This is a genomic window from Bosea sp. 685 (genome assembly GCF_031884435.1).
Classification (GTDB): domain Bacteria; phylum Pseudomonadota; class Alphaproteobacteria; order Rhizobiales; family Beijerinckiaceae; genus Allobosea.
On sequence record NZ_CP134779.1, the window covers coordinates 1,088,190 to 1,102,829 of the forward strand.

The window sequence follows — 14,640 nt, forward strand, 5'->3', positions numbered from 1 at the left end:
AGCCATCCGAGTTCTCATGCCATGCGTTTTCTCTTCCTCGGCGATATCGTCGGCCGCCCCGGGCGAGTCGCGGTGCAGGAGCGTCTGCCGGCCCTGCGCCAGCGCTGGAGCCTCGACTGCGTCGTGATCAACGGCGAGAACGCGGCGGGCGGCTTCGGCATCACCGAGGCGATCTGCGACGAACTGCTCGCGGCGGGTGCGGATGCGGTGACGCTCGGCAATCATTCCTGGGATCAGCGCGAGGCGCTCGTCTTCATCGAGCGCCAGGACCGGCTGGTGCGTCCCGCAAACTACCCGACGGGTACGCCGGGGCGCGGCGCGACCGTGATCGAAGCGGCCAATGGTGCGCGGGTGCTCGTCGTCAATGCGATGGGGCGCATCTTCATGGATGCTCTCGACGATCCCTTCGCCGCTGTGGCGCGGGAGATTTCGGCCTGCCCGCTGGGCGAGGTCGCGGATGCGGTGATCGTCGACTTCCATGCGGAGGCGACGAGCGAGAAGCAGGCGATGGGCTATTTCCTCGATGGCCGCGCGAGCCTCGTCGTCGGCACCCACACCCATGCGCCGACCGCCGATACGCGCGTGCTGCCTGGCGGTACCGCCTTCCAGTCCGATGCCGGCATGTGCGGCGACTATGATTCGGTGCTCGGTATGCAGAAGGATGAGCCGATCCGGCGATTCCTGCAGAAGACGCCGGGCGCGCGGCTCGAACCCGCCACCGGCGAGGGCACGCTGTCTGGCGTCGCCGTCGAGATCGACGATGCGACGGGGCTGGCGAAGGCGGTCTGGCCGGTCCGGCTGGGCCCGCATTTGAGCGAAGCGGTGCCTGTCGGCTGGGAGCGCGCCTGACCGGCGCTAGAGTATCGGCCCGAAAAGTGGGAACCGGTTTTCGGCGACAAGCCGATGCAAGATCAAAGCTCTACAGCATCAGACCGAAGACGATATTCGGTCTGATGCTGTAAGCCGCCTCAGGCGGCTCGATTGCGCTGCATCAGGTGATCGAAGGCGTCGGCAAGCGACGCGGCCTTGGCGGCCAATGTGCCGGCGAGGTTGAGCACGTCGCTGACGCTGCTGCCGGCCTCCTGCGCCATCAGGCTGACGCCGCTGACGCTTTGCGCCACCTCTTCGGTGCTCTGGGCGGCGAGATTGACGCTGCGAGCGATCTCCTGCGTCGCGGCGCGCTGTTCCTCGATGCCGCTGGCGACAGTGGCCGTGGTCTGGTCCATCTGCCGGACGAAGGAGACGATGCGCTCGATCGCGGCGACGGCTTCATGGGTGGCCAGCTGCATCGAGGGTACCTGGGCCGCAATCTCGTCGGTCGCCTGCGCGGTGCGGGCGGAGAGCTGCTTCACCTCGGTTGCGACGACCGCGAAGCCGCGCCCGGCCTCACCGGCGCGGGCGGCCTCGATCGTGGCGTTCAGCGCCAGCATGTTGGTCTGGGCGGCGATGGTGCGGATCATCTCGACGATGGAGCCGATGGTCTGCGCCGAATGCGCCAGGCTCTTGACGATGATGTCGGTCTCGAGCGCGGCGGCGTTGGCGTCATGGGCCATGGTGGCGGCGCGAGACACCTCGATCGCGACCTGATCGAGCGAGATCGACAATTCCTCGGCCGCGCCCGCGACGCTGTGGACATTGGTCGAAGCTGCGTCGGAGGCCTGCGAGGCGACGATTGCCTGGGTGCCGGTATCCTGGACCACGCCGTTCATGGTCTTGGCCATGGCCTCGACGGTGCCGGCGCCGGAATTCACCGCGCCGACGACCTCGCGCACGGTGACCCCGAAGGCGGCGAATTCGGCAATGACGCGCTCGCTGCTCTGGCGCTGGACCTCGGCATAGGTTTCCAGCAGCAATTCGAGGTCGAGCTGGGCGGCCTTGTTGAGCGCGGCGCGCAGCGCGATGCGGCGGCGGAATTCCTTGCGGCGCCAGAAGCCGTTCATCGCCCGCAGCGCGTCGCGGTCGAGGCCCAGCTCGGCGCCGATCCGGTTCGAGACGATGGCGTGGCAGATGACGACCGCATAGGCGGGGACGCCGTGATCATGGAAGGCGACGGCGAGGCGATGCGCCGATTCCATGAAGCCGTCGTCGAGTTCGCCCGAAGCCAGCTTGATCCAGTGGGCGAGGCGCAGGGCATGCACTTCAGGCAGGCGCAGCGCCCGCGCGGTTTCGGGCCAGGGCTCGAACTGGGGGTGCAGCTCCTCCAGCAGCATGGGCAGGCGCGTCCTTGCAAACTGCGATTGCTGGTGCAGGAGCTTGAGGTCGAACGGTTCGATCTGGAAGGCGCGGAAGCGCGTCTCCTGTTCGGCGATCGGGTTGTTGGAAAGGATCGTCATGAAGTCCGGATTCGTCGCGCGCCGCTCGTCGGCGCGCGACGACTCTGGAAGCACATGGCAAATATTGGCTTAACAGAACCGCCCGGGCGGGACGATCATGCATAATTGCGGCTCGCTAGGGGCGTTGCGGCGGCTCCTGTCCCGGTGGCTTGCCTGTCGCCGAAGCCGGCGCTTATAAGGCCGGTCTCCCGCCATGGCCGCCGAAAGACGGGCCAGGCGATGTGCGCAGACGTGACAGCAGAGGCTGAATTGCCATGGCCGGCCATTCCCAGTTCAAGAACATCATGCACCGCAAGGGCAAGCAGGACGCCGTGCGCGCCAAGCTGTTCTCGAAGCTGGGCCGCGAAATCACCGTCGCCGCCAAGATGGGCATGCCCGATCCGAACATGAACCCGCGCCTGCGCATGGCCGTGCTGGCCGCGCGCGCCGAGAACATGCCCAAGGACAATATCCAGCGCGCCATCAACAAGGCGGCCGGCGGCGAGGGCGACAACTATGACGAGGTCCGTTACGAGGGCTATGGGCCGGGTGGGGCTGCCGTCATCGTCGAGGCGCTGACCGACAACCGCAACCGCACCGCATCCGCCGTGCGCTCCTACTTCACCAAGTCCGGCGGGGCGATGGGCGAGAGCAACTCCGTCTCGTTCATGTTCAACCGCGTCGGCGAGATCAGCTATCCGGTTGAGGCGGGCGATGCCGACAAGCTCATGGAAGCGGCAATCGAAGCCGGTGCCGACGACGTCATCAGCGACGAGAACGGCCACACCATCCTGTGCGCTTTTGATGCGCTGAACGAGGTCTCGAAGGCCCTGGAAGCGGCGCTGGGCGCGCCGGCCTCGGCCAAGCCCGTCTGGCGGCCGACGACATCGGCTCCGCTCGACGAGGAGAAGGCCGCCTCGATGATGCGTTTGATGGAAGCGCTCGACAATGACGACGACGTCCAGAACGTCTTCGCCAATTTCGAGATCGCCGACGAGGTGATGGCCAAGCTCGGCGCAGCCTGAGCCGTCATTCTCGGGGTTGACCCGAGAATCTCAGGCAGAAAGAGGCTCATTCGGCAAGAGATGCTCGGTGCAAGCCCGAGCACGACGGGCGCGGCTCAGCGCCCGATCAGCCCGTCCCATACCGGCAGGCTGACCAGCGCGCTCAGGAAAATGACGAGATAGGCGATGCGGCGGAACGCGGCGTCTGATGCCAGCCTGAAGCCATGCGTGCCGCCCCAGAGGCCCACGCCATAGACGGCGCAGAGCGGCAGCGCCATCAGCGCGGCCCCGGTCGTCAGGATGCCGTTCAGCCACAGGATCGTGCCGCTGATCAGTGTCGATATGCCGAAGAAGGTTTGCAGGTTGGCGCGTGTCTTGTGCTTGTCATTGCGCTGCGCGCCCAGCCAGAACACTGCGAGCGGCATGCCGCCGATGCTCGCCATGCCGTTGAACAACCCCGACAGCACACCGACGCCGAGCGAAAGTGGGATGCCCGGCCGGCCGTGATAGCGCCAGCCCGAGGCCATCAGCGCGACGGCGGTGAGCACGAGCCCGGCCAGGATCCAGCGCATGGTCTCGCGATCGAGCCAGATCAGGAGCCAGATGCCGGCCGGCAGCGCCAGCGTGGCGGTGGCGAGCAGCGGCAACACCTCGCGCCATTCGGCGTTCTTGGCGCTGCGCGCCGCCAGCGGCAGCGCATAGGGCAGGTCGATGAACCAGATCAGCCCCAGCGCCGCGACCGGCCCGAGCACGATGCTCGCCAGCGGCATGAAGACCATGGCGAAGCCGAAGCCGGTGAAGCCGCGCACGATTCCGCCAAGCGCGGTTGCCGCCAGCAGGATCGTCAGTCCGGAAGCCGAAATTCCGGGAAGGAGCGCGTTCAGGAGATCGTTCATCTGCGGAGGGCGAGAGGAGAAGAAAGTTCTCTTCGCACCAACATGGATCTCTGGCTGCGGGCAACCCTTTCCTTGTGATGCGATCGATGCGCGCCGGTCATCGATCGTTAGGACGGAGATGGAACAAAGGGTGTCCACAGTTTAGGCTCATCTTCACATGGCAGCTCCGATTCGCATTCTTGGCCTCGATCCCGGCCTCCGGAAGACCGGCTGGGGCATCGTCGTTTCGGAAGGCAGCAAGCTCAGCTTCGTCGCCTGCGGCTGTGTCGAGAGTGACGGCACGCTTTCGCTGAGCGAAAGGCTGCGGCAGCTGCATGAGGGCATCAGCCGCGTGATCGCGACCTGGACGCCTGACGAAGTCGCGGTCGAGGAGACCTTCGTCAACCGCGATCCGCAATCGGCGCTGAAGCTCGGCCAGGCGCGCGGCATCGCCCTGGTCGTGCCGGCGCTGGCGGGATTGGACGTGGCGGAATATGCGGCCAACCTCGTCAAGAAGACGGTGGTCGGCGTCGGCCATGCCGACAAGAAGCAGGTCCAGATGATGATCCGCGTGTTGCTGCCGAAGGCGGAGACGAAGTCCGCCGATGCGGCCGATGCGCTGGCGGTCGCGATTTGTCATGCCCAGCATCGCGGCATGCGAACCCTGGTTGCGCAGATGCGGGCTTCCGCGTGAGGCGCTACAGCTTGTATCCTGCTCTAAGCGGCGAGGCCTTCGATGATCGGTAAGCTCAAGGGCCTGATCGATTCCTATGGCGAGGATTTCGTCATCCTCGACGTGCAGGGCGTCGGCTATGTCGTGCAATGTTCGTCGCGGACCCTGCAGCGCCTGCCCAAGCCCGGCGAGGCGGCGGCGCTCTCGATCGAGACGCATGTGCGCGAGGATGCGATCCGGCTCTACGGTTTCCTGTCCGACAATGAGCGCGACTGGTTCCGGTTGATGCAGATGGTGCAGGGCGTCGGCGCCAAGGTCGCGCTCGCGATCCTGTCGATCCTGGAGCCCGGCGCGTTGGCGACCGCGATCGCCACCAACGACAAGACGGCCGTGGCGCGCGCTTCCGGCGTCGGGCCCAAGCTCGCCCAGCGCATCTGCGCCGAGCTCAAGGACAAGGCCCCGGCCTTCGGCCATATCGACCCGGGCGTGGCGCAGCTCGCCGGCGCGCTGGAGGACAGGAAACTGCCGCAGCCGGTCGCGGATGCCGTCTCGGCGCTGTCCAATCTCGGCTACCCACAGGCGCAGGCCGTGGCGGCCGTGGCGGCGGCGTCGCGGGCGGCGGGCGAGGGGGCCGGCACGGCGCAGCTCATTAAGCTCGGGCTGAAGGAATTGGCGAAGTGAGCGCGCCCAGCGCCGGCATCATCCGCGACGTCGAGGACAAGAGCGCGTTCCTGGCGCTGATGATGGCGAGCTGGGGCTCGCACAGCATGATGATCGGCCTGCATGTCTATGACTGCTCCGAGCTCGATCTGCTCGGTGTCTTCGCGCCGGATGGCGAGGCGATGGCCTATGCGAGCTGGACCATGCGCGGCGATGTCGCGCTGCTCTGTGCGCTGCATTCCGTCGCTCAGGGACAAGGCGCGGCGATTCAGATTCTCGACGCGGTCAAGACTGCGGCCAAGGCCAAGGGCGCGGTCAAGCTGCGCGCGATGCTGACCAATGACAACATGCCCGGCCTCGCTTTCTACCAGAAATGCGGCTTTCGCTTCTCGGCGCTTTATGTCGAGGCGATCGACGCCTATCGCTCGGTGATCCCGACCATCATCAAGACGGGTTATCAGGACCTGCCCGTGCGCGACGCGCTCGAATTGGAGATTGAATTGTGAGCGATGCGCCGCGCCGTCCCGGCCTGATGACCGCCGACCGCCGCGACGACGACAGCGAGAGTTCGCTGCGGCCGCTCTCGCTTGCCGATTTCACCGGCCAGGCGGCGGCGCGGGCCAATCTCCAGGTCTTCATCAACGCCGCCAAGTCGCGCGGCGACGCGCTCGACCATGTCCTCTTCGTCGGGCCACCAGGGCTGGGGAAGACCACGTTGGCGCAGATCGTGGCGCGCGAACTCGGTGTCAATTTCCGCTCGACCTCGGGGCCCGTCATCGCCAAGGCCGGCGATCTCGCGGCGCAGCTCACCAACCTCGAGGAGCGCGACGTGCTCTTCATCGACGAGATTCACCGGCTCAGCCCGGCGGTGGAGGAAATCCTCTATCCGGCGATGGAGGATTATCAGCTCGATCTGATCATCGGCGAGGGGCCCGCCGCGCGCTCGGTCAAGATCGACCTGCCGAAATTCACCCTGGTCGGCGCCACCACCCGGGCCGGCTTGCTGACCACGCCGCTGCGCGACCGCTTCGGCATCCCGATCCGGCTCCAGTTCTACACGGTCGAGGAATTGCAGGGCATCGTCGCGCGTGGCGCCCGCGTGCTCGGCGTGCCGATGTCCGATGACGGCGCCAACGAGATCGCCAAGCGCTCCCGCGGCACGCCGCGCATCGCCGGGCGCCTGCTCAGGCGTGTGCGCGACTTCGCCATCGTCGACGGAGACGCCATCGTCACGCGCTCGGTCGCCGACAAGGCGCTGCATCTGCTCGATGTCGATGCGATCGGCCTTGACCAGATGGACCGCCGCTACCTCACCATGGTTGCGATCAATTTCGGCGGCGGCCCGGTCGGGATCGAGACGATCGCCGCCTCGCTTTCGGAGCCGCGCGATGCGATCGAGGAGATCATCGAACCCTTCCTGCTGCAGCAGGGTTTTATCCAGCGCACCCCGCGCGGCCGGCTTCTGACGCCGCACGCATTCCGCCATCTCGGCATGCCGGAGCCCGCGCGCGAGACGGCGCAGTTCGGGCTGTTCGGGGATGGCGAGGAGGAGTGATGCTGCTGACGATTTGGACGGCCCTGTTTGCGATGGTATTGACGCTGCTGCCGGCTGTCGGGGCAGGGGCGGCCTATGCGGCCGAAACCTCGCCCGAAGCCACGGTCCGCGAGGCCTATGCGATCACGATCCGCGAGCTTGCCGACATCGAGGCCGGCAAGAAGGCCACCCAGCCGCCCTTCCGGCCTCCGCACCGGCAGCGTTTGATGACCAAGGAGCTTTCGGCGCTGTTCGCGCGCGACGAGCAGTTCATGACGGAAAGCCGAGACCAGGGGCATATGGATTTTGATCCCTTCATCAGCGGGCAGGATGGCGAGGTCAAACAACTGCGCGTCACGGTTTCCGAGCGTTCGGCGGAGAGCGCCACTGTCTTCGCCGACTTCTTCAGCTTCGGCCCGGTGCGCGTCACCTTTCGGATGAAGCTGGAAGATGGGCGCTGGCGCATCGACGACATCGTCAACTGGATGGAGGGCAAGGACTACACGGTTCGCAGCCAGCTTTCGCAGCCCTATGACTGCGGCTCCTTCATGAAAAAGCCCTGCAAGCGGTAGCGCCAAACCGACCGGTCAATCGCAGGCTCCGGACAGATATAGGCCATAGGCTGCTTCCTTGGGGCAGGTGCGTTGATGGGTTTGCCTCCTCATCTGAGATTGCGCCATCGCTCCCAGGACGTCCGCTGTCGTGGCGGCCAAGCGAGCGCGAAGTCGTCGTCGGCATTGTCGAAATTGGGGCTGTAGAACGGATCGTTCAGCAATTCGCCGCGCCAGGATGCCTGCATGAAGCGGCATTCGCGGTGGAAGCGGTCTCTTGTGTCCGGCCTATCGTCGGAGGGGCGCGAGGCGGATTCGAGATGGTGGAGCACGGCATTGGGCGTCCAGACGACGCGCAGGCCGTGCTGGCGGACCTTCATGCACAGGTCGACGTCGTTGAAGGCGACCTTGAGCCTGGTATCGTCCAGGCCTCCGACAGCCTCATAGACCTCGCGGCGGATCGCCAGGCAGGCTCCGGTGACGGCACCGACGTCCCGGGTCAGGCCGAGATGGCCGAAATAGCCGGGATCCGTGGCGCTGCGAAACAGGCCGATATGACCGGCGATGCCCGGGCCGCCATCGAAGGAGCCGGCGCCGAGCCTGACCCCGGCATGCTGAATCTTTCCGTTGCCGTAGAGGAGTTTTGCGCCGACTGCGCCGATATCGGGCCGAATCGCGAGGCTGACGAGCTCGTCGAGCCAGTTATCGGCGATGACCTCGATGTCGTTGTTGAGCAGGAGCAGGATATCGCCTCGCGCCTGGCGGGCGGCGACATTGTTCAGGGCGGAGTAGTTGAACTCCCCGTCGATGCGCAGGATGTGCACGCGCTCGTCCCGTTCGAGGGTGTCCAGGAGAGCCAGCGCATCGTCCTCGATGCTGCCATTGTCGACGACGATGATCTCGAGCGCGGGATAGGCCGTCTTCTGTAGCAGCCCATCCATGCAATTGCGCAGAAGTGCTGCGCGATCACGCGTCGGCACGATCACAGTCACGAGGGGGCCGGATCTGGAACCGGCCATTCGACGCGGTTCCAGATCCTGGCGAGCGGCGCTTCCGAGACCTTGGCGGCGCTGTGCCCCATACGGTCGAGATGCCGCCTCACGGCCATGCGGGCATTGCGCAGGCAGGCCTCCAGCCGCCGCTGCGAGAAAGAGCCGCCGCCGGCTTCCTGTCGCCAGTGATACAGAACGAACGGAATATGCCTGATGCGGCCCGGGTCGATGGCCTCGATCGCGCGCAAGGCGAGATCGTAATCCTGGCTGCCGTCCAGCGACGGGTCGAGGCCACCGACCCGCTCGAGCAAGGCCCTGCGGTAGACCGCGAGATGGTTGATCAGGTTCTGGCCCAGCAACAGATCGTAACTATATTCCGGCTTGAAATAGGGCTCGCTGCGCCGGCCTTTCTCATCGACCTTGTCCTCGTCGGAAAAGAGCAGATCGGTCTTGGGATGCCGCTCCAGCTCGGCGGCGATTTCATAGAGCGCCCGTTCCGCCAGAAGGTCGTCATGGTCGAGCAGGGCGACGAATTCGCCCGTTGCGAGCGCGAGCGCATTATTGGTCGCTTCCGCGATGCCGCCATTTGTCTCACGTCGAATCCAGCGAATGCGCGAGTCCAGCGCGGCCTGCTCGCGCAGGATATCGGCGACGTGGCTGGAGGGCGATGCGTCGTCGGCGATGCAGAGCTCCCAATGCGGATAGGCTTGGCCGCGCACCGACTCGATCGTCTCGCGCAGGACGCGCGCAGGCGTCTGATAAGCCGGCACCACCACCGAAATCAGAGGGCGGCGTGGCATTGCCGCGATATGGCGGCGGATCGCGGCCCTGTCGGCGGCACTCAATGTGTCGTAGGCCGAGATCCATTTGCAGTAGGAAAATCCGGCCCGGGGCCGCATGGCCGGAGGCGCGAAGGGGGCTGCGAGCAGGTCTCCGACGGCCGGCCAGCCGCCGCTTGAGTAGCGTTGCCTGGCCAGCTCCAGACGCCGGGACATCCGCTGTGGGGTCGCCAGCCAGTAGAACAATCGCGTCGCGGCGCGAGCATAGGAGCCTTTCCGCTGCCACCATGTGCTGTCGGCTATCTTGTAGACTGTCTGATGCAGAGCCATCCGCGCCTCGTGTTGCGTCCGGACGGAGCTGCCCGGTAACCGTTGAGGCTGCGGATGCCGCCGCCGCGGCGTGGCGCTTCTTGGGCGGTTGATCGACGGAAATGGCTCTCGGCGTTGCCGGATTGTTTCAGGCTCACGGCTATCCCGGATCATGCGGGAGCAGGATGCGAAAAGGTGGGAACCGGTTTTTCGCCTTGATCCCGCTCTCACTCTTGGATGAGAGACGGATTCAGATTTCAGCTGGGATCACATTGTGATTCCATCAGACATCATCCGGCTCTAGATGTGGAGCCTCAACAGGTTGTCCTGATCGAGAGCGAGTCTGCTGATTGGGGTATTGGCCTGGATACCGCCATGGGGTCGATGCCAGTTGTAATGGTGGAGCCAGCGCGGCAGCTCCTCTGTTCGGCGGTCTGAGTGATCATAGGGCCTGGCGTAGGCCCATTCGCGCAGAGCTGTCTGGATGAAGCGCTCGGCCTTGCCGTTGGTCTTGGGTGTGTAGGGTTTTGTCCGGATGTGCTTGAGCCCGAGATCGCGACATGCGTCGCGGAAAGCGAAGGCTTTATAGCATGAGCCGTTATCGGTCATGACGCGGGTGACGGTGACGCCGAGGCGCTCGTAATAGGCCACCGCCGCCCTGAGGAAAGCGACCGCGCTTATGGCCTTCTCGTCGGGCTTCATCTCGACGAAGGCGAGTCGCGAGGCATCGTCGATGCAGACATGGGCGAACTCCCAGCCGAGGCCTTCGCCGCGTCCGCGCCGGTTGCTCTGGCGGGTCCGGTCCCCGGTGATGCGGTGGCCGACACCGTCGATGCGGCCGAGCTTCTTGATGTCGATGTGGATCAACTCGCCGGGATGGGCGCGCTCGTAGCGGCGCACCGGTTCGGCCGGCTCGAGGTCGCGCATCCGGCTCAATCGCGCCCGCCGCAGGATCCGGCTCACCGTCGCCGGCGAGACGCCAGCTTGCTTGGCGATGGCCTTGCCGCTCAGCTTCTGGCGCCGCAGCGCGAGGATCTGCTCGATCCGTTCGCTCGGCGTCGGGCGATGCAGCCGGTGCGGCCGCGACGAGCGGTCGGCCAGACCTGCCACACCCTCGGCGGCGAAGCGGGCGATCCATTTATCGACGGTCTTCAGGCTGACGCCGACGCAGACCGCGATCTCGGAAGGCCTGTGCCCATCGGCCGCCATCCGCACAATCCGCTCTCGACCCAGCGGTGTCAGACGGGCATTCTTGTGGATGTTCATCCGGTTCCTCCCCGAGGGCTCTGAAGCTTCGCAACCTCAGCTTCCTCGCTCGGGACCGGATGGACAACCTATTGACAGCTCACATCTAGAGGTCCGATGGACCCCTTGCCGAGGCCGCGCATTCCCGCATGCGGCGCCTTGGCTCAGCAGAGTATTCGATCGTGACCGTCCACCGGCTTTCCGTCCGCGTCTATTATGAGGACACCGATTTTTCCGGCGTCGTCTACCACGCCTCCTATCTGCGCTTCATGGAGCGCGGGCGGACCGAATTGATCCGGTCGCTGGGCATCGAACAGCGCGAATTGTTCGATGGCGGCACCGCGCTCGGCTTTGCCGTGCGCAAGATGGCGATCGAGTTCATTCGGCCGGCGGTGATGGACGATCTTTTGACGGTGGAGACACGCTCGGTCGCTGCGCGCGGGGCGACGATGGATGTCGAGCAGCGGGTGCTGCGCGGCGAGGAGGTCCTGGTCACGGCGCAGGTCCTGGTCGCCTGCGTCGGCGGCGGGCGGGCGCGGCGGATTCCGGACGGACTCAGACGCAGGCTCGAGGGCGGGACGGACGACGCGTAATGCGTGGTCGACGCTGGCCTGGCGCCATGTTAGCGCTCGATACATGAGCTGGAAGCGCAACACCCCCGATCCGCCACGCGGCTATCATCACGGCAATCTCAAGGAAGAGCTCGTGCGCGCCGCGCTCGGGCTGATCGGGGAGAAGGGCCCCAACGGCTTCACCTTCGCCGAGGCCGCGCGGCTTGCCGGCGTCAGCCCGGCCGCGCCCTATCGGCACTACCGTGACAAGGACGCGCTGCTGGCCGATGTCGCGGCGCGCGGCTTCCTCGTGTTCGAGGCGGCGCTGTCGCGCGCCTGGGATCAAGGCAGGCCGGATCCGGAGACGGCGTTCCACCGGCTCGGGCGCGCCTATCTCGCCTTTGCCCATGACGAGCCGGCCTATTACTCGGCGATGTTCGAGGCCGGGGTGCCGCTCGATGCAAGTCCCGAACTGCGCAGCGCGGCTGACCGCGCTTTCCAGGGCCTGCGCGCCGCCTCAGAGGCCTTGATCGTGCTGCTGCCGGTGGGCAAACGGCCACCGGCGCTGATGATGGCGCTGCATGTCTGGTCGATGTCGCATGGCGTGGCTGCGCTGTTCGGCCGGGCCGATGGCGGCCGGCGGCCCTTGCCAATGTCGGCAGCCGAGCTGCTCGAAGCCGGCATGCTGATCTATTTGCAAGGGCTTGGACTGGGCTCACTCAAGGATCCGAGCCCATGACCGAGGCAACGGACACACAGATCGACGAAGCGATCCTCTCCGAATTAGAGGCAAATTCTCTCAAGACCGCCCGGATCATGGTTCTCGTTGGAAAGCGGTTTCATGCTTCGGATCCATCATTCCTGGATAGGGTCGAGGCCCGTATCGGTGTGTTGATCGAGGCTGGAAGCGTCAAATTGTACGGTAACTTGGCAAATTGGCGCCGTAGCGAGCTTGCCTTGATGCCGTCCGATGGATGAGCAGCCTCGGCTGCCTCCGCCTTCGAGATCTGGCTAGGAGACCTCTGTCCGAGCGATCTTGACAAAAGGTCCGGTCGCATCCATTTATGTAAATGTGATTTACATTCACGCCTTTCCATGGTGAGGAAACAATGCCGATCGTCGCGAAGCTGGACGAGTTTGGGAGAGGGGCCTGGATCGCCTTCACGGTCCTGGGCTTCATGGTTTGGTGGCCTCTGGGTCTGGCGACCCTGGCCTTTACGATAGGGAGTGGTCGCATGGGATGCGGATATGCCGGGGCCGGCCGTCAGGAATATCGGATGAGCCGTCTCCAGGAGAAGATGGACCGTCTGCGTAGCCGCATGGGCGGCGAGGGCGGCGGTTTTGGCGGCGGCGGCTGGCATCGCGGCCCGTCGAGCGGCAACCGCGCTTTCGACGAGTATCGCCAGGAGACGCTGCGTCGCCTCGAGGACGAGCAGCGTGAGTTCCACGACTTCCTGGGACGGCTGCGCATGGCCCGCGACAAAGCCGAGTTCGACCAGTTCATGGCCGACCGGCGCGGCGGAGAGGCCACTCCACCCCCCGCTGGCTGACGCGTAAGACGCATAACGACCTGTCGTTGCAGCCTCGCCCGCTCCGGAGAACCGGGGCGGGCGTTTTCGTTTGCGACCCCTGGCTAGAGCCGTTGAATGATCCAATCGGATCGTTCAACGGCTCTAGCTCTTTGTTTTAACGCGTCTTCTTCACGCGAACCGGTATCCACTTCGCTCGAAAACGCTCTCGGCCTGCGCTGGCCGCATGGCGCGTATACCGGGCATTAACCTTGCTGGAGGCTTAACTCGATCCCGAGCATGCGTTTCGCAGGAAACCCCGTTTCGGCCCATCTTTCGCCGGATTTTCAAGCGATTGACGGCACCGGCAGTTCCCCGGATCGCGGATCGGGCGGCGGCGTGGGGTCTCTCGCGACGCGTGCGGCGGGGTTGCGTCGGGAAATCCGGCGCACTCGCTAATGCAGAAGGATGACAGGATGAACCCGGCCGATGTCGCGCAAGCCGCGCCGCAGATCGATATGTCGTTCTGGACGCTGTTCTGGCACGCCCATATCGTCGTCAAGCTGGTGATGAGCGGATTGATCGGCGCCTCGATCTGGTGCTGGTCGATCATTATCGACAAATCGCTGCTCTATCGCCGCACGCGCAAGGACATGGACGCCTTCGAGGAGGGCTTCTGGTCAGGCCGTTCGCTCGAGGAGCTCTACCGCGACCTCTCCAGCAAGCCGGCCAATGACATGGCCGCCGTCTTCGTCGCGGCGATGCGGGAGTGGAAGCGCTCCTTCGAGAATGGCGGGCGCTCGGTCGCCAGCCTCTCGCAGCGCATCGACAAGGTGCTCGACGTCACCATCCAGCGCGAGACCGAGCGGCTCGAATCGAAGCTGCTCGTGCTCTCGACCATCGCCTCCTCGGCGCCCTTCATCGGCCTGTTCGGCACGGTCTGGGGCATCATGCATTCCTTCACCGCCATCGCCGTCTCGAAGAATTCGTCGCTTGCCGTGGTGGCGCCCGGCATCGCCGAGGCGTTGTTTGCCACCGCAATCGGCCTGTTCGCCGCGATTCCGGCACTGATGGCCTATAACAAGCTCCAGGCCGAGGTCGCCAAGGCGCAGAACCGGCTGGAGGCCTTCGCCGACGAATTCTCCGCGATTCTGTCGCGGCAGATCGACGAGCGGCTGGCGGCTTAGGGGCAAGCAAAATGGGTATGTCAGCAGCATCCGGCGCGAAGGCCGGGGGGCGACGCGGCCGGCGGGGCCGGCGCCATGGCGCCATCGCCGAGATCAATATGACGCCGTTCATCGACGTCATGCTGGTGTTGCTGATCATTTTCATGGTCGCGGCGCCCCTGATCGCGACCGGTGTGCCGCTCGATCTGCCGCAGACCGGCGCCAAGCCGATCAATGTCGACCAGAAGCCGGTCACCATCGCCATCGACAGCAAGGGCCAGATCTTCCTGCAGGACCAGCCGACGCTGGAGCCCGATCTGGTGATGAAGCTGCAGAGCCTCGCCAAGCAGGGCTTCGACGAACGCATCTATGTCCGCGGCGATCGCATGGTCGATTACGGCCGCGTCGCCTCGGTGATGTCGACCATCACATCGGCGGGTTTCAAGCGGGTCGCGCTGGTCACCGAACCGGCGCGGTGAAG

General features: G+C 65.4%; 18 protein-coding genes. 13 read left to right on the top strand and 5 right to left on the bottom strand.

Annotated features, from left to right (window positions below; translation table 11 throughout):
* The first annotated feature begins 21 nt into the window (after positions 1–21).
* Positions 22–849, top strand: coding sequence for a TIGR00282 family metallophosphoesterase (locus RMR04_RS06215; RefSeq protein ID WP_092167584.1), 828 nt, complete (start codon positions 22–24; stop codon positions 847–849).
* Positions 850–968: 119 nt separating this feature from the next.
* Here the strand turns inward: RMR04_RS06215 and RMR04_RS06220 are convergent, their stop codons facing one another.
* Positions 969–2,333 carry a methyl-accepting chemotaxis protein gene (locus RMR04_RS06220; RefSeq protein WP_311913586.1) on the bottom strand — a complete coding sequence of 455 codons (1,365 nt, stop codon included), beginning with the start codon at positions 2,331–2,333 and terminating at the stop codon, positions 969–971.
* A gap of 254 nt (positions 2,334–2,587) precedes the next feature.
* Between RMR04_RS06220 and RMR04_RS06225 the strand changes: the two genes are divergently transcribed.
* A complete protein-coding gene (locus RMR04_RS06225; protein WP_311913587.1) occupies positions 2,588–3,337 on the top strand; it encodes a YebC/PmpR family DNA-binding transcriptional regulator in 750 nt (249 codons plus the stop codon).
* Between the two features lie 95 nt (positions 3,338–3,432).
* Here the strand turns inward: RMR04_RS06225 and RMR04_RS06230 are convergent, their stop codons facing one another.
* Positions 3,433–4,212, bottom strand: coding sequence for a sulfite exporter TauE/SafE family protein (locus RMR04_RS06230; RefSeq protein WP_311913588.1), 780 nt, complete (start codon positions 4,210–4,212; stop codon positions 3,433–3,435).
* Positions 4,213–4,369: 157 nt separating this feature from the next.
* Here RMR04_RS06230 and ruvC point away from each other — a divergent pair, with 157 nt between their 5' ends.
* The 5 genes from ruvC to RMR04_RS06255 are packed head-to-tail and all read left to right on the top strand — an operon-like array spanning position 4,370 to position 7,630.
* A complete protein-coding gene (gene ruvC, locus RMR04_RS06235) occupies positions 4,370–4,885 on the top strand; it encodes a crossover junction endodeoxyribonuclease RuvC (protein ID WP_310147589.1) in 516 nt (171 codons plus the stop codon).
* Between the two features lie 42 nt (positions 4,886–4,927).
* Positions 4,928–5,545, top strand: a complete 618-nt coding sequence (gene ruvA, locus RMR04_RS06240) for a Holliday junction branch migration protein RuvA (protein ID WP_311913589.1) — start codon at positions 4,928–4,930, stop codon at positions 5,543–5,545.
* Complete coding sequence (locus tag RMR04_RS06245) at positions 5,542–6,030, top strand: GNAT family N-acetyltransferase (protein WP_311913591.1); 489 nt, start codon at positions 5,542–5,544, stop codon at positions 6,028–6,030. The genes ruvA and RMR04_RS06245 overlap by 4 nt, the downstream gene beginning before the upstream one ends.
* Before the next feature lie 26 nt (positions 6,031–6,056).
* Entirely contained in the window at positions 6,057–7,079 is a 1,023-nt protein-coding gene (ruvB, locus tag RMR04_RS06250) for a Holliday junction branch migration DNA helicase RuvB (RefSeq protein ID WP_092168862.1), read from the top strand.
* Positions 7,079–7,630 carry a DUF3828 domain-containing protein gene (locus RMR04_RS06255; protein ID WP_311913593.1) on the top strand — a complete coding sequence of 184 codons (552 nt, stop codon included), beginning with the start codon at positions 7,079–7,081 and terminating at the stop codon, positions 7,628–7,630. Before ruvB ends, RMR04_RS06255 begins: the two co-directional genes overlap by 1 nt.
* An 89-nt stretch (positions 7,631–7,719) precedes the next feature.
* Here the strand turns inward: RMR04_RS06255 and RMR04_RS06260 are convergent, their stop codons facing one another.
* The 3 genes from RMR04_RS06260 to RMR04_RS06270 all read right to left on the bottom strand — a co-directional run bounded on the left by RMR04_RS06260 (position 7,720) and on the right by RMR04_RS06270 (position 10,955).
* Entirely contained in the window at positions 7,720–8,628 is a 909-nt protein-coding gene (locus RMR04_RS06260; RefSeq protein ID WP_311913594.1) for a glycosyltransferase family 2 protein, read from the bottom strand.
* The gene (locus RMR04_RS06265) at positions 8,598–9,710 is read right to left on the bottom strand and encodes a glycosyltransferase family 2 protein (protein ID WP_311913595.1); all 1,113 of its coding nucleotides are present in this window, start codon (positions 9,708–9,710) and stop codon (positions 8,598–8,600) included. Before RMR04_RS06265 ends, RMR04_RS06260 begins: the two co-directional genes overlap by 31 nt.
* Before the next feature lie 279 nt (positions 9,711–9,989).
* Positions 9,990–10,955, bottom strand: a complete 966-nt coding sequence (locus RMR04_RS06270; protein WP_311913596.1) for an IS481 family transposase — start codon at positions 10,953–10,955, stop codon at positions 9,990–9,992.
* A 128-nt stretch (positions 10,956–11,083) separates the two neighbouring features.
* Between RMR04_RS06270 and ybgC the strand changes: the two genes are divergently transcribed.
* The 6 genes from ybgC (at position 11,084) to RMR04_RS06300 (ending at position 14,638) form a co-directional block, all read left to right on the top strand.
* Positions 11,084–11,527 carry a tol-pal system-associated acyl-CoA thioesterase gene (ybgC, locus tag RMR04_RS06275; protein WP_410492204.1) on the top strand — a complete coding sequence of 148 codons (444 nt, stop codon included), beginning with the start codon at positions 11,084–11,086 and terminating at the stop codon, positions 11,525–11,527.
* Between the two features lie 43 nt (positions 11,528–11,570).
* Positions 11,571–12,224, top strand: a complete 654-nt coding sequence (locus RMR04_RS06280) for a TetR/AcrR family transcriptional regulator (protein WP_310147601.1) — start codon at positions 11,571–11,573, stop codon at positions 12,222–12,224.
* Positions 12,221–12,463 (top strand): hypothetical protein, encoded by a 243-nt coding sequence (locus RMR04_RS06285; protein ID WP_311913599.1) that lies wholly within the window; start codon positions 12,221–12,223, stop codon positions 12,461–12,463. Before RMR04_RS06280 ends, RMR04_RS06285 begins: the two co-directional genes overlap by 4 nt.
* Before the next feature lie 131 nt (positions 12,464–12,594).
* A complete protein-coding gene (locus tag RMR04_RS06290) occupies positions 12,595–13,035 on the top strand; it encodes a DUF2852 domain-containing protein (RefSeq protein ID WP_311913601.1) in 441 nt (146 codons plus the stop codon).
* 434 nt (positions 13,036–13,469) lie between these two features.
* Positions 13,470–14,180 (top strand): protein TolQ, encoded by a 711-nt coding sequence (gene tolQ / locus RMR04_RS06295; protein ID WP_092168855.1) that lies wholly within the window; start codon positions 13,470–13,472, stop codon positions 14,178–14,180.
* A gap of 11 nt (positions 14,181–14,191) precedes the next feature.
* Positions 14,192–14,638: an ExbD/TolR family protein gene (locus RMR04_RS06300; RefSeq protein ID WP_311913603.1), complete on the top strand. Its 447-nt coding sequence runs from the start codon at positions 14,192–14,194 to the stop codon at positions 14,636–14,638.
* The last annotated feature ends 2 nt before the right edge of the window (positions 14,639–14,640 follow it).